Here is a 21,821-nt window from a genome sequence, read left to right on the forward strand (position 1 = left end):
ATGACCGACAACGGGGCCCCGGATGCACCGACCGGCGCGACACCTCCGCGCGACGTCGAGCCGACGCCCGACGAGCGCGAGCGCGTCGCCAAGCGCGATTTGCGCGCACGACTTCGCGCCGCGCGTCGAGAGCGTCGTGATGCGACGAGCCCCGAGCAACGTCACACCGACGGACTCGCGCTGCTGCATCACCTCGAACCGCTGCTGGCACGCGCCACCTGCGTCACCTCGTTCGAGCCGCTGGCGAGCGAGTCGAACCTCGAACCGATCAACGCCGCCGTCAGGGCGCGCGGGCGCCTGCTCGTGCCGATCACGCTCGCCGATCTGGACCTGTCCTGGCGTGACGCCGCCACGGGCGACGACCTGGGCACGGGTGGCATCGCGGCCGCCGACCTCGTCATCGCGCCCGCGCTCGCGATCGGCCCGAACGGCGAACGCCTCGGCCAGGGCGGCGGCTGCTACGACCGCGCCCTGCCGCGCCGACGGCCGGGCACACCCGTCGTCGCCGTCGTCTTTCCCGACGAGCTGCTGACCGGCCCCGATGCGCCCAGCATCCCGGTCGAGGCGCACGACGAACGCGTCGACGCGGCCCTCACCGTGGACGGCCTCGTCCGCTTCGGCGACGCCCTGGGATACTGAGAGGCACCGGCCCGCGACGAGGCCGAGCCGACGCCGACGCACCCACCCGCTGACGCCGACCTGAGGAGGGGGCCCGATGATCGAAGCCGCCGCCGCCACCGGGTTCGACACCGCCGACCTGCCGCTGACGCTGCTCGTCGGCTCGCTCGTCCTGCTCGTCGCCGTCGCCGCCGTCCGCCTCGCCAACCGCTCGGGGCTGCCGACGCTGCTCATCTACCTCGCGATCGGCGTCGCTCTCGGTGAGGGTGGGCTCGGCATCGGCTTCGAGAACACGAACCTCACGCAGGTGCTCGGCTATTGCGCGCTCATCCTCATCCTCATCGAGGGCGGTCTGACGACGCAGTGGAGCAGCATCCGCGCGTCCGTCGCCCCGGCCCTGCTGCTGTCGACACTCGGCGTGCTCGTCTCCGTCGCGGTCGTCGGTTCGGCGACGCACCTCCTGCTCGACTTCGACTGGAAGACGTCGCTGCTGCTCGGCGCCATCGTCTCCTCGACGGACGCCGCGGCCGTGTTCTCGGTGCTGCGCAAGGTGCCGCTGCCGCATCGCCTCGCTGGCGTGCTCGAGGCCGAGTCGGGCTTCAACGACGCGCCCGTCGTGCTGCTCGTCGTCGCCCTCGCGGACGAGGTGGTGCCCGGCGGCGAGCACCACGGCGTCCTCTCCCTCGCCGGGATGGCGGTGTTCGAACTCGCCGGTGGCGCGCTCGTCGGCCTCGCTGTCGGCTGGGTGCTCGGCGCCCTCTCGCAGCGCATCGCGCCCGGCTCGTCAGGTCTGTTCGCAATCGGCGTCGTCGCCGGGGGTGTCCTCGCCTATGCCGCGGCGTCCGTCGTCCACACGAGCGGCTTCATGGCGACCTACCTCGCGGCGCTCGTCCTCGGCAACATGCCGATCCCCCACCGTCAGGCCGTGCGCGGCTTCGGGCAGGCGATGGGGTGGCTCGCGCAGATCGGCCTGTTCGTCCTGCTCGGCCTGCTCGCCTCCCCCAGCCGCCTCATGGACCAGTTCGTGCCCGCCATGGTCGTCGGCTTCGTCCTGCTCCTGCTCGCCCGCCCCGCCTCGATCATCGCGTCGATGACGCCGTTCGGCTTCTCCTGGCGCGAGCAGGTGTTCCTGTCATGGGCAGGTCTTCGCGGCGCGGTGCCGGTCGTCCTCGCGACGGTGCCGCTGACCGCGGGCGCCGAGCAGATGCGCTGGATCTTCGACCTCGTCTTCGTCCTCGTCGTCGTCTTCACGTTCCTGCAGGCCCCGACGCTGCCGCTCGTCGCCCGCGTGCTCGGCATCGGCAACGACGCGCACGCCGTCGAGCTCGAGGTCGAGAACACGCCGCTGACGGACCTGCGCGCCGACATGCTGCACGTCAAGGTCGGCGAGCACTCGCAGCTCGTGGGCGTCATGCTGTACGAGCTGCGCCTACCGGTCGGCGCGAACGTCACCCTCGTCGTCAACGGCGAGCGCAGCTACGTGCCCGGTGAGCGCAGCGTGCTGCGCGCCGGCGATCAACTGCTCGTCGTGACGAAGGAGGCGGTGCGCGCTCGTACCCTCGCCCGCTTCCGCGAGGTGAGCGAGGGCGGACGCCTCGCAGGTTGGCGCATGCCCACCGCGCCCCGCACATGAGCGACGTGCGCCTGCCTGACCCTGACGCTGCCTTACCATGTCGCAGTCGAACCAGCGCCGCCCGCCGGCACGAGAGAAGGAATGACGATGCCCACCTACGCCTACGCGTGCAAGGAATGCGGCCACGGTTTCGAGGCGCGCCAGTCGTTCGACGACCCCGCTCTCACGACGTGCCCCGAGTGCGGCGGCCCGCTGCGCAAGGTGTTCAACAGCGTCGGCGTGACGTTCAAGGGGGCGGGTTTCTACCGCACCGACAGCCGTTCCTCCGGCACGAGCTCGAGCTCCAGTTCCGGTTCGAGCTCGAGCGGTTCGAGCAGCTCCGACGCCTGACGGCCATCCCCAGGTGTGACGGCCGGGCACCCTGATCCACAGCCTGCGGCATGACGGCGCCCACCATCGGCGCGGTTCGCCCTAGCGTCGAGCCATGCCCTCACTGCGCACCCTCGACGTCGTCCACCGCCTCAACGCCCCGACGCGCGCGGCCGCGACGCGTCGCCGCCGGCTGCGCAAGGCAGGGGCCATCACCTGCCTGCTCGTCGGCGCGGCGCTCGCGGCACCGTCGGGCGGCGCCCCCGATCCGGCGGCGTCCGCGGCCACGTCGGGTGCCTCAGCCGACGGCCCCGCACCGGCCGCCCTGCGGGGACGCCACATCGTGCGCATCACGCCGGTGGGGCCGAACCCACAGGATGCCGCCCGCGTCGACGTGTGGGACGCCTCCGGGACGCGGCTCGTCGGCTGCGCTCCGACCTACCCGGGCTCGACTCGAGTTCCCGCTCGCGATGTGATGTCGAACACATCGACGAGCACGGTCTCGATCGCGATGACCGATGCCGAGACCGTTCGCGTGGCCAAACATCTGGGAGACGCCGCGGAATCGGGAAGCGGCCTCCTCGTCACCGGCTGCCTGTGAGCGATCGCTTCATATCACGCACGACGACACGACGGGCCGTTTTGATTTCCCGACTTTCCACCCATCTGGGTACTGTCATGAGTGCACCTTTCACACAGCATTCCGAGCAGTTAGGAGAAGCCATGAAGGGCTTCAAGGACTTCATCATGCGCGGCAACCTCATCGAGCTTGCCGTCGCCTTCATCATGGCCGGCGCGTTCGCGAAGGTCGTCGAGGCCTTCATCACGATCGTCATGGACCTGCTGGGCAAGCTCGGCGGCACGCCGGACTTCTCGTCCTACAAGCCGGGCGGCGTCCACGTCGGCGCGTTCCTCACGGTTCTCGTCAGCTTCCTCGTCCTCGCGTTCGTCGTGTACTTCGCGATGGTCAAGCCCTACGAGGCTGCCAAGGCCCGCTTCGCCAAGCCGGCTGACGCCGAGGACACCGAGCTGTCGCTGCTGGCCGAGATCCGCGACGAGCTGCGCGCGGGCCGCCGCCTCTGAGGCTCATCGAGCGCATGAGGCCTCTCGGTCTCTGAGCGCACGAAGGGCGTGAACACCATGGTGTTCACGCCCTTCGTCATGTCCGCTCCGCCATTCCCCCGGAGCCCAGGCTCAACCCCAGTGCGGCGGACGCTGATCGAGGTACCACTGATCCTGAGCGCTGCGCGGCCCCGGCGCGTCGTCGTCACGGCTCCACCAGCGCGACCAGTCGGCGTCAGGCGTGGCCGACGCGGGCGCCGCGGCGCCGTCAGCGGCGACCTCACCGTCGCGGCTCGTGGCAACCCGCGTCTGCCCGTCCACCGTGCGCGTCGCAGGCGCCGACGCCCGGCGCGGACGACGACGACGGGGCTCAGAATCGCTCATCGTTCTCCTCCGCGAGGAGGCGACCCACGAGCGCGACGATGCGGGAGCTATCGCGGGCCGGATCGCGGAACAGGTCGACGGTCCACACGCGATCATGGTGCCAGCCGAGCCGCTCCAGCGCCTCGGGGCGCAGCCGATCACGTTCGCGGACACTGCCCATCGCGGCGTAGGCATCACCGTCGCTCTCGACCGCGAGCAGCATGCGGCCAGGCTCCCTCGGATGCTCGACGGCCAGGTCGACACGCATCCGCGAGTGTCCGTACCCGGTGTGCACGACGAGGCCCTCGGCGCGCAGGCGCCGCGCGAGGTCCTCGACGACGTACGGCACGGGCACGATGACGGCGTCCGCGCCGACGCGGCGCAGCGCCACCGACCCCGACGACGACGTGCGGCGCCGTCGCCCGGCGACGACGGTGACGAGTTCGTCACCGTCGAGCTCCGGCTCGCCCGCGCCGGTGTCGAGGCGCTCATCGCACTCGGCGACGTAGAGCAGGAAGTCGCGCAGGAGCACCGCGCCGCGCGAGCGCAGCGCGGCCGGGTCGACCTCGTCGCCGGTGAACGCGGAGACGACGTCCATGCGTCGGCGCGCGCGGGAGATGGCGACGTTGAGGCGACGCTCACCGCCGACGTGGTTGAGCGCCCCGAACCGGCGCACGAGAGCGCCCGTGGGGTACGGCGCGATGCCGAGGGAGAGGATGACGGCGTCGCGCTCGTCGCCCTGGACGCGTTCGAGGTTCTTGACGAAGAACGGCGCCTCCGGGTGGGCGGCGAGGAACGCGGCGAGCTCGCTGTCGACACGTGCCTGCGCGGTGACGGCGCGTTCGAGGCGGCGAGCATGCGTGAGGCCGAGGGTGATGACGCCCAGCGACTCGTGCGGGCGCTGCGCGGCGTGCTGACGCACGAGGTCGAGGACGGCCTCGACCTCGGCCTTGCCCTGATCCGGCGCCGCCTCGTCGGGGTACGGTTCGCGCACCTCGACGCGGTGAAGGCGCAACACGTTCTCGACGTCCGCGCGCGGGAAGGTGATGAGTTCACCCTCGTAGACCGCTTCGTTGGAGAAGGCGATGAGACGCTCGTCGAGAGAGCGGTAGTGCCAGCGCAGGTGGCGCACGGGCAGCAGGCCGGCGAGCACGTCGAGCACGGATTCGCCCGTGTGCGCGGTGTCCTCCCCCGCCGAGGTGCGCTGGAAGAAGCTCGTCGGCGCGAGCTGCTGTGTGTCACCGGCGACGACGACCTGCACGCCACGCGAGATCGCCGAGATCGCCTCGGCGGGCGGGATCTGGCTCGCCTCGTCGAAGATGACGACGTCGAACCAGCGCCCCGGCGGCAGCGTCTGCGCGACGACGAGCGGGCTCATCGCCCAGCACGGCGCGAGCGCCGTCATGAGATCCGGCGCACCGGCGAAGGCCTGACGCAGCGCGTCGGCGCTGCCCGCGTGGTGACCGAAGACGAGAGCCGCCTCCATCGCCTCGACCTGCTCGGGCAGGTGCTGCGCGACGGCGTCGATGCGCCGGTAGGCGCGCTGACGCACGCGGTGCGGTGTCTCGTCGAGGTGACGGCGATCGGCTGCTGCGTAGCGCTGCGCGGCGGCGCGCAGGTCGTTGCCGCGGTGCTCCTCGTATGCCGGATCCTGACGGCGCACGCGCTCGAGCACGCTCGTCCACCAGATGAACTCCCACTCGGCGGGCACGGCGTCCTCGTTCACGCCCCGCGCCGCGAAGTCGTCGACGACCGGTCCGAGGCCGAGAGCGCGCAGGCGGTCGATCTGCGAGCCGGAGCGCGCCGCGACCTCGATACGGTCGGCGTCGGCGGCGAGGGTCTGGAGGCGTGCGGCGAGCTCGTCGAGGTCGAGCGTCACGAGGTTCGTCGCACCGCGCGTGCCCTCGAGACGCTGCCCGAGCCAGTCGAGTTCGTCGGTCAGGCGCGTGTGCGCGGCGCGCACCTGCTCCGTCATCGGCGGCACGCAGGGGCGCCCCTGCCCGCCGAACTCACGCCAGCGCGCCTGCTCGTCGGCGGCGCGCTGCAGCATGGCGTGCAGATCCTCGGGCGGACGCCCGGGACGCAGCGTCGCGCGGGCCTCCTTGAGCAGCCGGCGACGCTCCATCGCGCCCACCTGGTGCTCGGCGCCCTTGCGCTCGGTACGCGGCGCGCTCGCGACGACGCCCGCGTCGAGGTCGAGCGCGAACACGTCGGAGGTGAACACGTCGAGGGTCTTCGTCACGTGGCTCATGAGGTCGAGCACGTCCGAGGCCTGCGTCATCGTCGTCGGCACGGGCAACCCTGCCGCGTCCGCGAGGGCCGCGAGCGACGCACGGTGGCGGGCCAGTTCGCCGCCGGCCTCATCGGCCGAGCCGTCGTCGCCGGAGCGTCCGCCAACCGAACCGTCGCCAACCAAGCCGTCATCGCCGGCCAGTCGCAGCACGAGGTCTCGAGCGCGTTCGCTGTGCTCGCTACCGCGCACGCGCGCGCCGAACCAGGCGTCGGGTTCGCCCTCGCCCTTCCACGCGCGATCCTGCGCGAGTCCGAGCAGCGTGCGTCCGGTCTCGTCACGCGCCTCGGTGTCGAGACGGTTGAGCGGCTCACCCTCGAGACGCACGCGTGAGCGCGGCGGGTGCGGCAGGGCGTTGAGTTCGGCGATGCGGCTCTGCGCGTCGTGCGCGCTGACGCCGAACGGGTCACGCACGCGGTGCAGGGCGCGCACGTGCTCGATCAGGGTGACGCGCTCGGATTCGAGTTCGTCGATGACGCGCGGGTCCGGCCCATCCGCGCTCGGACCGTCGCCGTGCGGTGAGCGCAAGGCGTCACCGACGTGCGGGGCACCCGCTGCGGGCGCGGTGACGAGGCGTCGCGCGAGGGTGTCGACGAGGTCGGCGGGCGTGCCGGAACCGGCGTGCGCGTCGAGCATGAGGTCGCCGAGGCCGAGCGCCGACAGCCGTCCGATGACGGCGTCGATCGCGGCGCGCTTCTCGGCGACGAACAGCGCGCTCTTGCCGTGCGCGGTCAGGGTGGCGACGAGATTTGCGATCGTCTGGCTCTTGCCGGTGCCGGGTGGGCCCATGAGGACGAGGTGCTGGCCACCCATGACGGCGTCGATCGCCGCCTGCTGCGCCGAGTCGGCGTCGAGGACGAGAAACTCCTCGCGCGGGTCGGCGTCGAGCCCAGCGGCGGGCGCCTCGGCGCCGACGTCGAAGATCGACGCCTCGTCACCGGCCATCGCGGCGACGACGGGATGCGTGTGCAGGCGCGGCGCCTGCTCTGCGACGTCGCGCACCATCGAAAGCTTCGCGTAGCTGAACGTCGAGACGACGAGGCGCTCGTCGATGCGGAACCCCGGGATCGACGCGCCCGCGCGGCGCATCATCGCGTACGTCGGGGCCGGGTCGAACCCGTGCGGGCCGGCCGACGACGCCGTCACGTACTCGTGGTCGATGTTGATGCCGCGTGAGGCGAAGTAGGTGGACAGCGCCGAGTTGAGTTCGACGGTGCGCGAGACCTCGAGGACGAGATCGTCACCGCCGCGGCCCCCGAAGTGGATGTCGCACTGGCGCAACAGGATCGGCGCGGCCGGCACCGCGTCACCGCTCATCTGCCACGTCGCGCGGCCGAGGGCGAGGAAACAGCTGAGGATGCCGCGCTCCTCGAGCAGTTCGCGTGACAGGTCACGGATCGCGAGCGCCTTCTCGTACGCCTCGGCGTACGCGTGCTCCGAACGCACGATCTGCGACAGCAGCACGCTACGTCCCGACAGCAGCTTCGCGACGCCCGCCGGGTGCGCCGTCGTGAGGTCGAGCTCGACGGAGTCGTCGGTGCGCTGCCACAGCAGCGAGTTGCGCCCGCCGAGGTCGACGAGGTGACGCTGCCACACCGCGGCGGCGTCACGCACGGCCTGACGACGGTCTTCGTCCGCCGCGTTCATCGTCTCGTGCGCAGCGTTCACGTGTTCGTTCGTCACCACGGCAGGTTATCGGTGAAACCTGGCGTTCGTCGCCAGGCTCCCCGGCGCTCAGTAGTCGGAGCGGCGCAGGAACGCGTCGACGAACACTCCGGAGATCTGCTCGGGTGTCTTCGTCTGGTAGCTGAGGCCGTCGGTGGCCTTGGCGATGCGCTTGAGCGCGTCGGGGTCGGTACCCGTGCCGAGCGAGATCGTGACGATCTTGACGGGCTTGTCGGCCGAGTACTGCGACTTGAGGCGCGCGAGGAGCTGATCGAGCGAGAGGCCGCCGTTGGGGTCGTCGTTCGTGCCGTCGGTGAGGACGACGACGGAGTTGACGTAGTTCGGGTCGTAGGTGTCGGTGACGCTCTTGTACGCCGCCGCGATCGTGTCGTACAGCGCCGTGTCGCCGTTCTTCGCTGCGAGGCCCGGCAGCGTGTGCGCCTTCGCGATGAGGCCGTTTCGGTAGGTGTCGTCGAGGATCGGCTGCTCACCGTTCGTCAGCGGCAGGTAGTCGACGTGGTTCTTCTGCAGGCTGGAGCTGAACGCCCAGGCCCCGAGGCGCGTGGTCTTCGGCAGCACGTCGAGCGCCGCGATGGCGGTGCTCTCCATCAGCTCGATGCGGCTCTGGCCGCCGTCGATCTTCGTCTGCATCGACCCGGAGACGTCGATGAGGACGAGCATCCGCGCGTCCTTCTTGAGGTTCGTCCAGGCCGTGTCGGCGCTGACGGTCGTCGCTTGCGACGCAGGCGCCATCATCGGCAGCGAGGCCGGTAGGACGCTGCCGCCCGCCGGAGCGTCACTGCCGCCGTCGCGGAAGCCCTGCTCGCTGCGGTAGGTCTTCTCCGTGGGGCTGAGCAACTGCTGCTTCAGCGCATCGAGGGCAGCGCTGTCGGCCTGGGTGCCGCGCACCGGCGTCACCCACTGATACTCGAGTTGTTTCGCGCCGCCCGTCGGCACCATCGGCGTCAGCGGCTTGTCGGGGTGGGCCTTGTTGAACGCGAGCATCTGCTGCTCGCTCACCGGGTAGATGCGCGCGCGGTCGGCGCCCTGCAGCGCGTTGCCGTCCATCGTCGCGGCCGTCGTCAGCGACCGCGACAGGCGCAGCACCGCGCGCATGAGGTCGGAGCGCGCGTCGTTGGTGTTGGCCTGCTGATCTGCGGCGATGACGGCGAGCAGGCTCTCCGTCGCGACATCGGTGTCGATGAAACTGACGGGCAGCTTGTTGTCGAGCACGCTCAACCAGCTGTTCGGCTTCTTCGCCGCGCTGCGCAGGCTCGCGGGCACGCCCATGACGACGGGGCTCGTCGCGATCGTGTCGCCCGTCGTCACCCAGCCGCTGCCGAGCTTCTTCTCGATGAGCTGCGTCCACGCGGGCGAGTCGCTGATCCACACCTGCGGTTCGCTCGGCGAACTCGTGATGATCGACTGGTACGTGTCGCCCGGGTTCTGCGAGCTGACGCTGTACGACGCGCATACGTCACCGCGTGCCTCGACCTGATCCGCCGCGTGACGGACGGCGTCGGCGATCGCCGCGGGAGCCGCGACCTGCACGACCGACTGCGCCGAGCAGTTCGTACGCCCCTCGCCGTGCGCGGCGACCACCTTCGTCGCCCCCGCCCCCGTGACGGCGACGACGCCGGCCAGCCCGGCGAGCGCCATCACCCGACGACGGGTGGGGACGCTGGGCGTGGGCGTGTGATGTTCGGCCATGACGCCCCAATGTACCGGGGAGGTGGTGGCCCAGGCTGGCATCTTCAGCAGTTCGACGCGTGCTGGGCGCGTGTCGTTGCCTGCGAGCTCGAATCCCGCCGCGCGGGGCTGCTGCTCCCATCCGTCGAGCAGTACGCACCCTGTTGACGACAGGACGTCAGGTCGAGACGCGTCGTCAGCACACGCTTCAGTGCACCGTGATCTGCGGCGCGAACAGTCGCATGACGTCGAGGGCGCGCTCGTGGTTCGTGACGTCCGAGCCGGCGCAGGCCGAGGCGACGACGTGGACGCGCGCCCCGGCGTCAGCGGCAGCGAGTGCTGTCGCGACGACGCAGCAGTCGGTGGAGACACCCGCGAGCACGAGCGTCGGGGTGTCGCCTGTGAGTCCGCGCACCTGCTCGCCCCACTTGCCGAACGTCGGTTCGTCGACATGGTGGGCGCCCGCCGCGATGTCGGCGATCTCGGGCACGAGGGCGTACATCTCGTCGTCGCCCGGGCGGGCCGCGAACGGCCACGCGGCGTAGTAATCCGCCCACGATCCTCGCGGCGGCAGCTGCGGCACGAAGCGCGTGACGATCGTGCGGCCGGTGTACCGCTCAGCCAATGCATGAATCGGCGTGAGCGCGGCGGAGAACATCGGCGAACCCCACTCGCTCGAGGACGAGGCGAACACGACCTGCGGGTCGATGATGACGAGCCACGCGTCGTCGGTAAGCACATCGGCAATCATGACGTCACCTTCCCGCGCCGGTCGTCCGAGCCCACAACGCCGCGTCGGGCGTCATCGTCGAGTTCCTGACGACGCACCCGCCCACGTCGCAGCAGCAGCGTCGCGACGAACGACAGCACGAGCGCGAGGAGCACGCCGATGTTGGAGTATGCCCAGTCGCCGCTCCAACCGTCCGTCGTCTCGTGGCCGAGGCCGAGCGGGTCGAGCAGGTAGCCCTGCCAGTTGTTCCACGAGGCGTCCGCGGCGAAGCTGTTGACGACGAGCCCCCACCCGATGACGGAGGCGACGGCGAGGACGGCCAGTGACGTCCAGTCGAACGCGCCGTAGCGCCCGCGGGCGTCGAACAGCGCAGCCTCGTCGTAGTCGCGGCGCCGCAGCGCGACGTCGGCGATCATGACGCCCGCCCACGACGCGAGGGGCACGCCGAGGGTGATGAGGAACGACTGGAACGGGCCGAGGAAGTCCTGCGCGAAGAACACGACCCAGATCGTGCCGAGCGTCAGGATCGCGCCGTCGACGAGCGCCGCCGCCGGCCGCGGGATGCGCACGCCGAGGCTGAGCAGCGTCAGGCCGGAGGAGTAGATGCCGAGCACCGCGCCCGACACGAGCGCGAGTACGGCCGAGACGAGGAACGGGATGAGGAACCACGTCGGCAGGATCGTCGCGAGCGTGCCGACGGGGTCGGCGGCGATGCCTTCCTCGAGCTTCGGATTCGATGCGGCAAGCAGCAGACCGTACGTCAGCAGCAGGACGGGCGCGACGGCGCCGCCGAACGTGTTCCAGAAGACGATCGCGCCGCCCGAGGCGTCACGGCGCTGGTAGCGCGACCAGTCGGCGGCGATGTTGATCCAGCCGAGGCCGAACCCCGTCATCACCATGACGAGCGCGCCCGTCACCGCCTGCCATGAACCGGCGGGGACGGCCGTCACCGCGCTCCAGTGCACCTCGTCGAGGGTGAGGGCGACGTAGGCGAGGGTGGCGAGCCCCGTCAGCCAGGTGAGGACGGACTGCAGCTTCATGATGATGTGGTAGCCCGCGACGGAGGCGAGCACGATCATCGAGGCGACGACGACGGCGGCGACGATCTTCGTGGCCGTGCCACCGCCCCAGCCGAGCCGGTCGAAGATCGTGGACGTCGCGAGTACCGCCATGATCGACAGGAACGTCTCCCACCCGATCGACGTCAGCCACGAGATGACGCCCGGCACCTTCTGGCCGCGGACACCGAACGCAGCGCGCGACAGCACCATCGTCGGCGCGCTGCCCCGCTTGCCGGCGACGGCGATGAGCCCGCACAGCAGGAACGACAGGACGACGCCGACGACGCACACCGCGAGCGCCTGCGCGAAAGAGATGCCGAAGCCGAGGACGAACGAGGCGGTCGCCATGCCGAAGACGCTGACGTTGGCCGCGAACCATGGCCAGAACAGGTCGCGCGGGCGCGCCGTACGCTCCGATTCGTCGATGATCTCGATGCCTGTGGTCTCGACGGAGAGGCGACGGGATGCGGCCGCAGTGGCGGCCTGTCGCGACGCTGCGGCGTCAGCTGGTGTGCTCATGCGCTCATCGTGGCAGGCGGACGACGCGCGTGGGGCGTTTCGACCAGCCCTTTTGGTCACCATGACATGACGGGTGCTCGACCTGTCGCTCACGCGGCGGGTCGACGGTACGGTCTGGCACGCAAGGCCGCCGCCGCTGCGACTGCTGACGGGCGAGGACGATCGTGGCTGTGGCGGGCGCTTGCGCCGACCTCGCTGAGGCGATCGAAAGCGACGCGTCGGGCGAGCCCGCGCCCTCAGCCGAGCTCGTCGAACACACCCGGCTGTCGAGCGACGACGACGAGTGCCGCGGCGAGGGCGGCGCGCTCGTCAGGGGCGACGAGGTCGGCCAGGGCTGCGGCGTCGGTGGGTAACCCCGCCAGCCGGGCGCCCTTGACCGTCAGCGTGTCGGCGAAGGGTTCTCTCAGGTGCCACGTCGACTGCACCTCGCGCACGACGATGCCCGCGCCCGTCGGGCCGATGCCGTCGAACTCCTGCAGCAGCTTCACGATCCGTTTCGGGTCAGCGCCCGCTTCGTCGCGCAGACGCCGCAGGTCGTCGTCCCATCGCTCGCGGATCGTCTCGGCGTTCTTGCCGAGACGCGTCGACGTCGAGAAGTCGTAGCGCCGGTAGCCGCCGCGGCCGAGGGCGTCGACGCGTTGCTGCCACGACGTCGCACGGGTGCCCGACGGTGTCGTGCAACCGATCGCGAACAGCTCGCGCGCGCTCGCAAGGGCCGCCTCGGCGCGGATGCGAGCCGACAGCAACTGTGCGACGACGAGCAGCTGCCACAGCGCCGCGGGTTCGTCGACGAGTCTCACACCGGCGCGTTCGGCGAACGTCTCACCGTCCGCGGCAACGAGTTTCGCGGCCAGGGCCCGGGCGTCAGTCACCGCGCAGGGTGGCGAGTGCCATCGGCAGGCGGGGCGGGATCTCACCGGCGAGGAAGCCGACGCGCCCGTGTTCGGCCGCGAGCACATCCCCGGCCGCAGCATGAACGTGCTTGCCCCACACGAGGCCCTGCGCGAGCCCGACGCGCAGTGCCGCCTGCCCGGACAGCATCGCCGCGCCAGGCGTCGATCGATCGCCGCCGATGACGAGGCACTGGCCGCGGCTGTACTTCGTGCCGGTCGGCTCGGGCAGCGGCCAGCTGCGCAGCAGGTTGGGCGTCACCGTCGTCGGCGACGTGGCGTCACCGCCGCGTGCGACGTCTGGGATCTCGGGGCGCTCGATGCTCATGCGGACGCCTCCTTCTCGCCGGGGTTCGACGCGTTGTCGTCGGACTCGCGCTTCTCGTCGCGCTGCGCCGAACCATGTGCGCCGATGTCGTCGGCCGCGCCCGGTTGATCGGTGACGGCGATGCCAGAGTCGCGCAGGTGTTCGTCGAGGTTGTAGTCGAGCAGGCGCCAGCCGGTCGGCGATTCGTCGTCGCTGACGAGGCGGCAGATCGCGGCGTTGCGCATTCCGTTCGTGCGGGCGCGCTCCATGACGGCGTCCTCGTCCATGCCCTCGGCGACGTAGCAGAACATGAGGTTGACGACGTCGTGCGCCGTGACGAGCACCGTCTTGCCCGCGGCGCGCAGGCGTAGATCGGCCATGACGGCGCGGACGCGGCCGGCGACGTCGGCCCAGGATTCGCCGCCGGAGGGGCGGTAGTAGAACTTGCCGATCCATTCGCGGCGCTTCGCCTCCTCGGGGTGGGCGTCGCGGATGCCGCGCCCGGTGAGCATGTCGGTGACACCCATGTCGCGGTCGCGCAGACGCTCGTCGACGAGGACGGGCAGTTCGAGCGACGCCTCGTCGAGCGCGATCTGGCCCGTCTGACGCGCGCGTCGATACGGGCTCGTCCACGTGACGTCCGGCTGATCGTCGGCGGGCTGTTTCGCGAGCCACGTGCCGACGGCGGCGGCTTGTCGGCGGCCGAGTTCGCTCAGTTCGATGTCGGGGTCGCGCACGGGCACGTCGATGCGCTCGAGGTCATCGCGCAGCGCCGCCTCCGCTGCCACGTTGCCCTCCGACTCGCCATGACGCACGAGAACGAGAGTTACCTGATCCACACCGTTGACGCTATGCCCTGCCATCGACGACGCGCCACTCCCCCGCGCCACCCGTGGGCACGCGCGTCAGTGCACGAGACCGTCGGTCCCGACGAGGGGGTTGGCGCTCGTCGGCACGCGTTCGGCCTCCGGGATCGCGCCGGGCGCGGTGCCGTCACCGAACGGGGTGCCGCCGAGACGCGCTCGATCGTGCGGTTCGGCCCAGACGCTCAGGTCGGGACCGTCGGGGATGATGCCCTTGGGGTTGAGGTCGCGGTGCACGAGGTAGTAGTGCTGCTTGATCTGGGTGAAGTCGATCGTGTCGCCGAATCCGGGCGTCGTGAACAGGTCGCGCGCGTAACCCCACAGGTTCGGCATCTCGGTGAGCTTGCGGCGATTGCACTTGAAGTGACCGTGGTAGACGGCGTCGAATCGCGCGAGCGTCGTGAACAGGCGCACGTCGGATTCGGTGATCGCGTCGCCGACGAGGTAGCGGCGCGTGGCGAGACGCTCCTCGAGCCAGTCGAGGGCTGTGAACAGCCGCTTGTAGGCGGCGTCGTAGGCCTGCTGATCCCCCGCGAAGCCGCAACGATAGACGCCGTTGTTCACCTCGGTGTAGACGCGCTTGTTGACGGCGTCCATCTCCTCGCGCAGTTCCTGCGGCCACAGGTCGGGGGCGCCGTCGCGGTGGTGGCGCGTCCACTGCGTCGCGAAGTCCTCGGTGATCTGTGCGAAGTCGTTGGTCACGACCTCGCCGCTGCGCTCGTCGACGATCGCCGGCACCGTGATGCCCCTCGGATAGCCGGGTAAGCGCGCCTCATAGGCGTCCTTGAGGCGCGGGATTCGCAGGACGGGGTCGAGCCCGCCGGGGTCGAGGTCGAACGTCCACGAGTTCTCGTCGTGCGTCGGGCCGCACAACCCCATCGAGATGACGTCCTCGAGCCCGAGCAGGCGCCGGACGATGATGGCGCGGTTCGCCCACGGGCACGCGCGGGCGGCGACGAGACGGTAGCGCCCCGGCTCCACGGGCCACCGCGCGTCGGGATCGTCGAGGATGCGGTCCTCGATGTACTGCGTGTCGCGGGTGTACGCCTTGCCCTCGCCAGCCATGTCGATCTCCCAGGTCGTCAAATCTCGAACCGCCGTCAACCCGGGCGGTCATGGCGCCGAGTGGTGCGACGCCTCGTCCAGTATGCGCCGGGGCACGGAGGTGCGGGCGTCACGCCAGGCACGCCGGGGCGCGTCGTGGCGTTCACACGCGCGTCGAGGTCGCACCCGGCCTCGACGCGCAGGCGGTGCCATCCTCATACCTCTGCTCGCGTGAACGCGACGCTTCGTGACGCTCGGCTGACGATGGCAGGCCTTGCTACCGTCGTGTCATGGAGCGCATCGAATTCTTCTATGACCCGTGTTGCCCGTTCTGCTGGATCACGAGCCGGTTCCTTCTCGAGGTGAGCGTGGAGCGTGACGTCGACGTCACGTGGCGTCCGTTCAGCTTGGCGATGAAGAACAACGAGCTCGCCGGAGACGATGATGCCGTCAACGAGCACGGCGAGATGCACCGTTCGTCGCATCGCGTGTTGCGCGTCATCACGAAGGCGGCGGAGCAGCACGGTGCGAGTGTCATCGACCTGTACTCGGCGTTTGGCCGACGCTTCCACCTCGACCACGAGGAGTACGACGACATGATGATCGCCGACGTTCTCGCCGCCGCCGGGCTGCCGGCGGAGCTGGCGAAGGCGGCTGACGACACGTCGCTCGACGAGGTTCTGCAGGCGTCGATCGACTCCGCTGTCGAGGCGGTCGGTGATGACACGGGCGTGCCGACGATCGTCTTCGTCTCCGATGACGGTCAGCGCCGCGGCTTCTACGGCCCCGTACTGCAGGAACTGCCGAGCAAGGAAGACGCGCTGCGCCTGTGGGATTCGCTCGTCGGCCTCGTCAGCGTCCCGGCGTTCTACGAACTCAAGCGCACCCGCCCAGAGGGCATGCCCAACACGGCGAGCACGAAGGGTCTCTGACGGCCTGAGCCCTGCGGCCCGCCCCACTTGCGCGTCACGTCGCGCAAGCGGGGAGGCGACAGCACCCTTTGCGCCCAAATGCACCCGGGTGCATTTGGGCGCAAGGTGTGTGTTTACTCGCGTGCACGCCTCACCGCCCGGGCGAGGTGCTGTCTGGCCGATTGCGGGGCGCTTGGCCATTCTGCAGTCACCGGAAAGTGCGGTCATTCTCCTCTGTGCGTGTCCCGACTAGATGGGCGCGCCCTGGAGACGTCCGCCCATCTCGGCCGCGCGTCAGAGATGAACTGGACACACCACGGCCGGCCCGCCTGCATTGCAGGTCAGGGCCGGTCTTCGCGTCGCGGCGGCCACTCCGGCGTCCACGGCCCACTGTGAAAGGCACTTATGCGCTCTCAGACACCGCTGCCCTCGAGCGTGACGTCGAGCGCTCGGGCCAGCAAGGTGAGCGCTACGTCTTGAATGGGCTCCTGCTGGGCGCCGGCGGTGGCGATCAGCGCGCGGTACAGAGCGTCGGGAACGTCCTCGATGATCAGGCTCTGCGCGTCGGGGTCGGTCTTGGTCCCCGTCTGGGTTCCGTTCATCGAATACAGGACATATTCGACGACCTGTGGCCCCACACCGAGTTCTTTGGCTGCGGCAGCGGCAAGTTCGAGGTACTGGTCATACTGCGTACTCGTCCAACCCCAGGAGTCCCAGCCGAGGCTGCGGGCAACACGGGCGTCCAGGATCAGGGGTCGCTTGCCGCCGACGCCCTCGCGCCCGTAGCCGGAGAAGTAGAGCCACTTCGTGAAGAAGGCCGGGCCGAAGTACTTGATGTGGTTCGTACCGCCCGGCTGCAGGCTGGCGTAAACGGCCTTCGGGTCTTCGCCCGCGCGAATGGCCCGATGCGCGGCCAAAAGCTTGGCGGCCACGTCGGGAGAGTGCAGAGGACGACGGCACCGATAGCCGGTGATGCCCTGCCAGCCGGCTCCCCAGCCGCACATGAGCACGTACAGATCGAGGGCGTCAGCCTCGGTGTCCACGTTCTCGGCTCGTTTGAAGATGTCGCTGCGGGTGACGGGGTGTTTCTTACCATCACCAGGCACCGCATCGGCGAGTATGGCCGGCATGTCGAGCCCTTGTGGCCAGGACTTCCGCCAGGTGCCGGGATAGAAGTATTCCTCCTGGGCCTCGACCTTCGCATCCGTGGCGACGTCGCCGTGGGCCTTGATGAGCGATACGAGCGCGGCCGATGTGGTGATCATGTTCGGAGGATAGGTGACGCAGAGGGGCGCCGCGGCGAATTCGCGGGCCCGAGCATTCTGCCGAATGCGAGCGAAATGGCTGGCTACGAGCGATCTGCCGCTCACTTCCAGCCATTTCGCTCGCATTCACCGTCGAGGCGAGGCGTGGTGCTCCCGGCAGGATTCGAACCTGCGACACCCGCTTTAGGAGAGCGGTGCTCTATCCCCTGAGCTACGAGAGCGGGACCGGGCGAAAAGGTGGACTAAAAGTCGCTCACGCCTGGGCGTTCACGTCGCTGTGGCCTGGTCCTGCACGATCCGGTCGTGATGGCCGCTTGCAGGGGAGCAAGTCGCCGCCGGATCGTGCGTGTCAGAGCCTAGCCGATTGCACGGCTGGGGCCCGCGCGACCATGGCGGTCGGCGGGCAGACTGGTGCCTTGAATGGGGCGCCCTTCAGTTCGTCAGCAGCTCACCTCCGAGCTGCGAGAGGCGGTACACCCAGTGCGAGACGGCGTTCTGCCCGAGGGCGAACGACAGCATGGCGAGGTCTTGCGTCTCCTTGAAGTACGCGATCATTCGCCCCTTGTAGAACAGGCTGTCGAGGGTGTCGTGCAGCGATTCCGCGTCGGGGCGTCGGTGATACACGGCTTCGTACTCTGGAGTGCCCTTCGGGAAGGGTTGGAGGTGCTCCGCGCGGTTGAACTTCGTGGCGACGTCTTCGAGAGTCTGATCGAGTCGCTCGCGGTGGATGAGGCCGCTGGGCAGGGCGTATTCGGCATACCAGCGGAACGTGCCGTCGGCCCGGCGTCGGCGGAGCACCTTGTGCAGGGGCAACGGTTCGTAGCGGCGCTTGCCTTCCACGGTGAGCGTCATGGCGCACAGAGCTCCGTCGCACGTCCACAGGTCGGTGCCGTCTTCGGCGCGCCTGAGTCGTCGCGGTTTGACGCTGCCGTGTGGTGGGGTGACGGGGATCGCGCCGATGGCGTTCAGGACGCGTTGGCGGTGCAGTCCACGGTGGGCGCCGTCCCATGCGACAGCGCGGATCGCGCCGCCGCACAGGTGTTGAATGCGCTCGATCATGGTGGCGCCCTGATCTGCCTCCCTGGCACCCACCTGCCGCTCCATACGCAGAATGACGCGGCCGTAGGGGTCTGAGGAAGGACGTGTCGATACGGTGACGTACTTGACTCCGTAGACGGGGTTCCCGTCTTCCTCGCCGCATTCGTAGTACATCGCAGCGTCAGCCTGACGGACGGCCTTCTCGGTGCTCTTGCGTTGCCGCACGGATGATTTGACGACGGTGCCGTCACCCCAAACCGTGCAACCGCGTGACGGCTCCATCCACGTGCTGTCATCTTCAGGGTCCAGGCAGCCCTGTGCTTGCGCTTGGCGCACCCACTGGGCGGCGGCTGCCTCTTGCAGGATCGGAAACACAGCAATGATGCGTTTGGTGTGATGCCGCACCGTGGAGCGGCAGGGCGGCTGCTGAGGCAGCCTGGCTGCGACCTCGTCCCCGTAGACCTCGCGAAAGAGGTCCACCACGGTGAACCAGTGTCGGGGGTACCGAAGCCAGTTGATCGCGGCGCGCTGGCTGCCGCGGGTACCGACTATGGCCGCGATGTACACCCACAGCCAGGACGGGTACCGACTGGGGCGGCCCATGCCGGAGGCGTTCGAAGCGGGGACGAGCGCGCCGAGGCTCATGAGGTCTCTGTTGCGGATGACCGCTTCGACCCGCTGGTCGCCGATCAGTACAGCGTCACCGGACTTGATGCGCTTCACCAGGTCGTCGTTGTACAGCTGCGTCACACGGGCCCGCTCTCGGGTGAGCGCATCGGTGTTCATCATGGGGCGGCCTGCCAGTCCCAGTCGATCGCGGACGCTGCCGCGTCGAGCGATGTCACGCCAAGCAGACGCGCCGAATCCTGGATACGCCCCGTGCGGTCGAAAACGGCGCGGGCGGGATGCGCCGTCAGGGACGACGGCTTAATCGCCGGGTCAGTGTCGAGTCCGGCACGGATGATGACGTCTCGGATAGCGGTGCACGCGCGGGCCTGTTGCTGTGCGTCGGTGCCCTTGCCCGTGGAGACGAGGGTGCGCCCACCATCGGCGCCACCGACGAGGTCGACGCGCTCGGTGAGGACACGACGGCACCACGGCGACGCGATGCTGAGGGTGCGGGCCTGCACGCGTACGGTCCCAGGCGCTGCGATCAACCCGTCCCGCACGTCGCCGGGGCGAATCGACGCAATTTCGCCCGAGTGGACGCCGCTGAGGGCGAGGGCAACTGTCGCCGCGTGGCGCGTGTGCGTCGCCCACGACTCGGCCTGGTACTCGATGAGTGCGACCTCATCGTCCGTGACCGGGCGTGTCAGCGACCGGCTACGGGGCGGGAGATCGAGGTGCAGCGTCGGATCAGCGAGGAGGTACCCGGCGACGATCGCGTCGCGGGCCCACAGCCGGATGACGCTGCGTCGCTGATGCTGCGTCGATACCGATGGTGGCGCTTCGTTGCCCTGCCTGTCACGACCGTGCGCGCGGATGAAATCGCTCACGAGGTCGGGGGTGACGTCGGCGCAAATGAGGGCGCCCGTCGCGTAGGCGTAGCGGTCGAATCGCCCCATGAGCAGGGTGAACTTGTCGACGGTCTGAGGCGACATGTCGCCCGCACTGGCACGCTCGCGCCAGGTGGCGATGAGGACGCGGATGGCGGTCGATAGCGGCGTATCACTCATGGCGGCCACCAGCACATCGGCCTGGTCGAGAGTCAGTGGTGCCGGTCGCGTGGCGGTCATGCGCCCATCCCCAAGTGGTGCTCATGTGCACCATTAGAGGTGTAGGCACCGACAACCCCGAAATTCCGGGCAAAATGGGGTGCATGAGTGACGCCCGCACACCGCGCACAGCCCGCTACGTCGCGAGTGGCAGCTGGCCCGATGCGGTGCTGCGCGACGACGCCCCACCGCACGTAGAACGCGTGCAAGCGACGTGCCGCAGCCTGCGTGACCACCTCCACGCGTCCGGCGAGTCCGTGCGTAGCGTCGCGGCGCGCGCCAATGTCGCGCACACGACGGTGACGCGAGTGCTCCGCGGTGAGACGTGGTGCGACGTCGCGACACTCGCCGCGCTGGAAGACGCGCTCGACGCAGACGTGTGGGTCATGCGCGGTTCGGAGAGTTTTGGGCATGGGGGCACCCAGGAGTGATGATTGCGTGCCCGCTGGGGGTGCCGTAGCATCGAAGGCGGTTCCAAGACCTTGATGACGGCTCTCGTATCGCCAGTTGACGCTGGCGGCGGGAGCTTTCGTCTTTTCTGGGTGCACCCGATACGGGTGCTCACTCATGTATTCACGTGCTCCTAGCTCCGAGCCCGCTTGCGGCCCGGATCGGTCGGGTAGGGCTCGTGACCGAACAACTCCGTCGCCGCTTGGACGCCATGCGAGACGCGCCGCAGTTCCTTGTCGCGGCGCAGGCCGACAATCGTCTGGTCGATCTGATTGTCGGTTGGTGCCGCGTCGCCGAACTGTTCCTTGACGGCTTCGCGGATGTCCTTATTCGCGATCGGGGTGCCATCCGGGGGGATGACTGTGCGCACCATGTCTCGCTGCGTCAGGGGCGTCACCCGGTAGGCGCGCCCACTCCCATGCAGCAGCAGACTCACGTCCTTGCCGCCACGGCTCGGTGCGGTCGTTGCTGCATTGTCGATCAACAGGTCAACGAGTTCGCGGGCAGCGTGCACAGCACCTGCTCGATCAAGAGCCGGTGCAGCCGCAACAAGGGTTCCTTCGGTCACGGGAACACCCTGATCAACGATGCGGGTCAGCTCAGGCTGGTCCACCTCTTCTCGAACGCGTCGCAGCAGTCCGAGAAGAAGTCGACTTCCCAGTAGTGGCGCGGTTTCCGGCGACCGTAGTAGTAAATCTGCTTCGTCATATTTAGGCAGCTCGCGCCCAAGCCTGATGGTCTCGCACATGTGCCTTTGCAGGGCCGTTTGCACGCCTGGCACGTCCCGATCAGGGCAACCCCGCAAAAGAGAGTTGAGCGTTTCCGCTACTGCCACGGCGACCACACCGCGTACCGTGACGCCGACGACGCGACCGGCCTCCAGGCATTTCAACCATTCGGTGTCACCCATGTCGGCGGGTCGAAACGGTGGACGCTTCCCAGTCCACAACTCCGCCTTCCGGGGCAGCGCTTCGCTCAATTTCGCGTCCGGGTATGGGCGGGTGCCTCAGGATGCTGAGTCATGCCACACTGGCGCCAGGAGCTCGTCAAGAGTCGCGTCGAAGGCCCTTGCCAGCATGAGCCAGGTGCGCAAGTCGCCCTTCGCTGCGCCGCGGGCGATGTTGGTGAGGGTTTGCCGGTGCAGGCCGGATGCTTCAGCGAGCTGCTCGAACGTCATCCCCGACTCCGCGCGGGCGGTGACAAGATATCTCGCAGGCGGCTTAGGTCTGGTTCGGGTGACGGCACGCCTCCCACGTTCTGGGCTGCCCCCCGCACGCACAGTACATAGTCATGTACTTTCATGGCGGGGGTTGGAAGTGCTACCCCCTAGTGTCACGCGTCTGAACTTGTTTGACGAGTTGGGTGGGGCGATTGTAGTTCAGCGGTTACTGTATCGTTC

The 21,821-nt window shown here is 69.3% G+C and carries 21 protein-coding genes and 1 tRNA gene; 7 read left to right on the forward strand and 15 right to left on the reverse strand.

Annotation, left to right across the window (positions count from 1 at the left end; translation table 11 throughout):
- The 5 genes from DYE07_RS14270 to DYE07_RS14290 all read left to right on the forward strand — a co-directional run bounded on the left by DYE07_RS14270 (position 1) and on the right by DYE07_RS14290 (position 3,643).
- Positions 1 to 639 carry a 5-formyltetrahydrofolate cyclo-ligase gene (locus DYE07_RS14270; RefSeq protein ID WP_115297367.1) on the forward strand — a complete coding sequence of 213 codons (639 nt, stop codon included), beginning with the start codon at positions 1 to 3 and terminating at the stop codon, positions 637 to 639.
- 76 nt (positions 640 to 715) lie between these two features.
- The gene (locus tag DYE07_RS14275) at positions 716 to 2,251 is read left to right on the forward strand and encodes a potassium/proton antiporter (protein ID WP_038569220.1); all 1,536 of its coding nucleotides are present in this window, start codon (positions 716 to 718) and stop codon (positions 2,249 to 2,251) included.
- A gap of 87 nt (positions 2,252 to 2,338) precedes the next feature.
- Positions 2,339 to 2,581, forward strand: a complete 243-nt coding sequence (locus DYE07_RS14280) for an FmdB family zinc ribbon protein (RefSeq protein WP_038571495.1) — start codon at positions 2,339 to 2,341, stop codon at positions 2,579 to 2,581.
- 94 nt (positions 2,582 to 2,675) lie between these two features.
- Positions 2,676 to 3,161: a hypothetical protein gene (locus DYE07_RS14285; RefSeq protein ID WP_115297368.1), complete on the forward strand. Its 486-nt coding sequence runs from the start codon at positions 2,676 to 2,678 to the stop codon at positions 3,159 to 3,161.
- Between the two features lie 77 nt (positions 3,162 to 3,238).
- Positions 3,239 to 3,643: an MscL family protein gene (locus DYE07_RS14290; RefSeq protein WP_237723764.1), complete on the forward strand. Its 405-nt coding sequence runs from the start codon at positions 3,239 to 3,241 to the stop codon at positions 3,641 to 3,643.
- A gap of 111 nt (positions 3,644 to 3,754) precedes the next feature.
- On the opposite strand, the gene DYE07_RS14295 is transcribed toward DYE07_RS14290, so the two are convergent.
- From DYE07_RS14295 to DYE07_RS14335, 9 genes are all read right to left on the reverse strand, one after another.
- The gene (locus DYE07_RS14295; RefSeq protein ID WP_147286955.1) at positions 3,755 to 4,006 is read right to left on the reverse strand and encodes a hypothetical protein; all 252 of its coding nucleotides are present in this window, start codon (positions 4,004 to 4,006) and stop codon (positions 3,755 to 3,757) included.
- The gene (locus DYE07_RS14300) at positions 3,993 to 7,958 is read right to left on the reverse strand and encodes a PDDEXK-like endonuclease domain-containing protein (RefSeq protein WP_147286956.1); all 3,966 of its coding nucleotides are present in this window, start codon (positions 7,956 to 7,958) and stop codon (positions 3,993 to 3,995) included. Before DYE07_RS14300 ends, DYE07_RS14295 begins: the two co-directional genes overlap by 14 nt.
- A 51-nt stretch (positions 7,959 to 8,009) precedes the next feature.
- The gene (locus DYE07_RS14305) at positions 8,010 to 9,650 is read right to left on the reverse strand and encodes a VWA domain-containing protein (RefSeq protein ID WP_172463044.1); all 1,641 of its coding nucleotides are present in this window, start codon (positions 9,648 to 9,650) and stop codon (positions 8,010 to 8,012) included.
- A 187-nt stretch (positions 9,651 to 9,837) separates the two neighbouring features.
- Positions 9,838 to 10,380 (reverse strand): isochorismatase family protein, encoded by a 543-nt coding sequence (locus DYE07_RS14310; RefSeq protein ID WP_115297371.1) that lies wholly within the window; start codon positions 10,378 to 10,380, stop codon positions 9,838 to 9,840.
- Positions 10,377 to 11,939, reverse strand: a complete 1,563-nt coding sequence (locus DYE07_RS14315; protein ID WP_115297372.1) for a purine-cytosine permease family protein — start codon at positions 11,937 to 11,939, stop codon at positions 10,377 to 10,379. Before DYE07_RS14315 ends, DYE07_RS14310 begins: the two co-directional genes overlap by 4 nt.
- A gap of 236 nt (positions 11,940 to 12,175) precedes the next feature.
- On the reverse strand, positions 12,176 to 12,811 hold the full coding sequence (locus DYE07_RS14320; protein WP_115297373.1) for an endonuclease: 636 nt from the start codon (positions 12,809 to 12,811) through the stop codon (positions 12,176 to 12,178).
- Positions 12,804 to 13,157, reverse strand: coding sequence for a hypothetical protein (locus DYE07_RS15450; protein WP_174897350.1), 354 nt, complete (start codon positions 13,155 to 13,157; stop codon positions 12,804 to 12,806). Before DYE07_RS15450 ends, DYE07_RS14320 begins: the two co-directional genes overlap by 8 nt.
- Positions 13,154 to 13,975: a histidine phosphatase family protein gene (locus tag DYE07_RS14330; protein ID WP_237723766.1), complete on the reverse strand. Its 822-nt coding sequence runs from the start codon at positions 13,973 to 13,975 to the stop codon at positions 13,154 to 13,156. The genes DYE07_RS15450 and DYE07_RS14330 overlap by 4 nt, the downstream gene beginning before the upstream one ends.
- A gap of 66 nt (positions 13,976 to 14,041) precedes the next feature.
- Positions 14,042 to 15,064: a glutathione S-transferase family protein gene (locus DYE07_RS14335; RefSeq protein WP_115297404.1), complete on the reverse strand. Its 1,023-nt coding sequence runs from the start codon at positions 15,062 to 15,064 to the stop codon at positions 14,042 to 14,044.
- A 269-nt stretch (positions 15,065 to 15,333) separates the two neighbouring features.
- On the opposite strand from DYE07_RS14335, the gene DYE07_RS14340 reads away from it, so the two are divergent.
- Positions 15,334 to 15,975: a DsbA family oxidoreductase gene (locus DYE07_RS14340; RefSeq protein WP_115297375.1), complete on the forward strand. Its 642-nt coding sequence runs from the start codon at positions 15,334 to 15,336 to the stop codon at positions 15,973 to 15,975.
- 392 nt (positions 15,976 to 16,367) lie between these two features.
- Here the strand turns inward: DYE07_RS14340 and DYE07_RS14345 are convergent, their stop codons facing one another.
- The 4 genes from DYE07_RS14345 to DYE07_RS14360 form a co-directional block, all read right to left on the reverse strand.
- The gene (locus DYE07_RS14345) at positions 16,368 to 17,219 is read right to left on the reverse strand and encodes an 8-oxoguanine DNA glycosylase OGG fold protein (protein ID WP_115297376.1); all 852 of its coding nucleotides are present in this window, start codon (positions 17,217 to 17,219) and stop codon (positions 16,368 to 16,370) included.
- Positions 17,220 to 17,364: 145 nt separating this feature from the next.
- Positions 17,365 to 17,440: transfer RNA gene (locus DYE07_RS14350), tRNA-Arg, on the reverse strand.
- Positions 17,441 to 17,651: 211 nt separating this feature from the next.
- Complete coding sequence (locus tag DYE07_RS14355; RefSeq protein ID WP_006945798.1) at positions 17,652 to 19,046, reverse strand: hypothetical protein; 1,395 nt, start codon at positions 19,044 to 19,046, stop codon at positions 17,652 to 17,654.
- On the reverse strand, positions 19,043 to 19,933 hold the full coding sequence (locus DYE07_RS14360; protein WP_040014760.1) for a tyrosine-type recombinase/integrase: 891 nt from the start codon (positions 19,931 to 19,933) through the stop codon (positions 19,043 to 19,045). The genes DYE07_RS14355 and DYE07_RS14360 overlap by 4 nt, the downstream gene beginning before the upstream one ends.
- 143 nt (positions 19,934 to 20,076) lie before the next feature.
- Here DYE07_RS14360 and DYE07_RS14365 point away from each other — a divergent pair, with 143 nt between their 5' ends.
- Positions 20,077 to 20,403 carry a helix-turn-helix domain-containing protein gene (locus DYE07_RS14365; RefSeq protein WP_115297378.1) on the forward strand — a complete coding sequence of 109 codons (327 nt, stop codon included), beginning with the start codon at positions 20,077 to 20,079 and terminating at the stop codon, positions 20,401 to 20,403.
- A gap of 152 nt (positions 20,404 to 20,555) precedes the next feature.
- Here DYE07_RS14365 and DYE07_RS14575 read toward each other — a convergent pair whose 3' ends face one another.
- Both DYE07_RS14575 and DYE07_RS15290 read right to left on the reverse strand, forming a co-directional pair.
- Positions 20,556 to 21,332 carry a hypothetical protein gene (locus DYE07_RS14575; protein WP_144694981.1) on the reverse strand — a complete coding sequence of 259 codons (777 nt, stop codon included), beginning with the start codon at positions 21,330 to 21,332 and terminating at the stop codon, positions 20,556 to 20,558.
- Positions 21,333 to 21,428: 96 nt separating this feature from the next.
- On the reverse strand, positions 21,429 to 21,701 hold the full coding sequence (locus tag DYE07_RS15290) for a helix-turn-helix transcriptional regulator (RefSeq protein WP_256594831.1): 273 nt from the start codon (positions 21,699 to 21,701) through the stop codon (positions 21,429 to 21,431).
- Positions 21,702 to 21,821: the final 120 nt, after the last annotated feature.

It is taken from the genome of Dermacoccus nishinomiyaensis (assembly GCF_900447535.1).
Lineage (GTDB): Bacteria > Actinomycetota > Actinomycetes > Actinomycetales > Dermatophilaceae > Dermacoccus > Dermacoccus nishinomiyaensis.

Excerpts from the sequence above, each read along its gene's own strand:
- DYE07_RS14340 (WP_115297375.1), top strand. The coding sequence starts at position 15,334 with ATGGAGCGCATCGAATTCTTCTATGACCCGTGTTGCCCGTTCTGCTGG.
- DYE07_RS14360 (WP_040014760.1), bottom strand. The coding sequence starts at position 19,933 with ATGAGTGATACGCCGCTATCGACCGCCATCCGCGTCCTCATCGCCACC.
- DYE07_RS14275 (WP_038569220.1), top strand. The coding sequence starts at position 716 with ATGATCGAAGCCGCCGCCGCCACCGGGTTCGACACCGCCGACCTGCCG.
- DYE07_RS14365 (WP_115297378.1), top strand. The coding sequence starts at position 20,077 with ATGAGTGACGCCCGCACACCGCGCACAGCCCGCTACGTCGCGAGTGGC.
- DYE07_RS14335 (WP_115297404.1), bottom strand. The coding sequence starts at position 15,064 with ATGGCTGGCGAGGGCAAGGCGTACACCCGCGACACGCAGTACATCGAG.
- DYE07_RS14345 (WP_115297376.1), bottom strand. The coding sequence starts at position 17,219 with ATGATCACCACATCGGCCGCGCTCGTATCGCTCATCAAGGCCCACGGC.
- DYE07_RS14285 (WP_115297368.1), top strand. The coding sequence starts at position 2,676 with ATGCCCTCACTGCGCACCCTCGACGTCGTCCACCGCCTCAACGCCCCG.
- DYE07_RS14290 (WP_237723764.1), top strand. The coding sequence starts at position 3,239 with ATGAGTGCACCTTTCACACAGCATTCCGAGCAGTTAGGAGAAGCCATG.
- DYE07_RS14270 (WP_115297367.1), top strand. The coding sequence starts at position 1 with ATGACCGACAACGGGGCCCCGGATGCACCGACCGGCGCGACACCTCCG.
- DYE07_RS14315 (WP_115297372.1), bottom strand. The coding sequence starts at position 11,939 with ATGAGCACACCAGCTGACGCCGCAGCGTCGCGACAGGCCGCCACTGCG.
- DYE07_RS14280 (WP_038571495.1), top strand. The coding sequence starts at position 2,339 with ATGCCCACCTACGCCTACGCGTGCAAGGAATGCGGCCACGGTTTCGAG.
- DYE07_RS14355 (WP_006945798.1), bottom strand. The coding sequence starts at position 19,046 with ATGATGAACACCGATGCGCTCACCCGAGAGCGGGCCCGTGTGACGCAG.
- DYE07_RS14295 (WP_147286955.1), bottom strand. The coding sequence starts at position 4,006 with ATGAGCGATTCTGAGCCCCGTCGTCGTCGTCCGCGCCGGGCGTCGGCG.
- DYE07_RS14305 (WP_172463044.1), bottom strand. The coding sequence starts at position 9,650 with ATGGCCGAACATCACACGCCCACGCCCAGCGTCCCCACCCGTCGTCGG.
- DYE07_RS14310 (WP_115297371.1), bottom strand. The coding sequence starts at position 10,380 with ATGATTGCCGATGTGCTTACCGACGACGCGTGGCTCGTCATCATCGAC.
- DYE07_RS14575 (WP_144694981.1), bottom strand. The coding sequence starts at position 21,332 with ATGGGTGACACCGAATGGTTGAAATGCCTGGAGGCCGGTCGCGTCGTC.
- DYE07_RS15450 (WP_174897350.1), bottom strand. The coding sequence starts at position 13,157 with ATGAGCATCGAGCGCCCCGAGATCCCAGACGTCGCACGCGGCGGTGAC.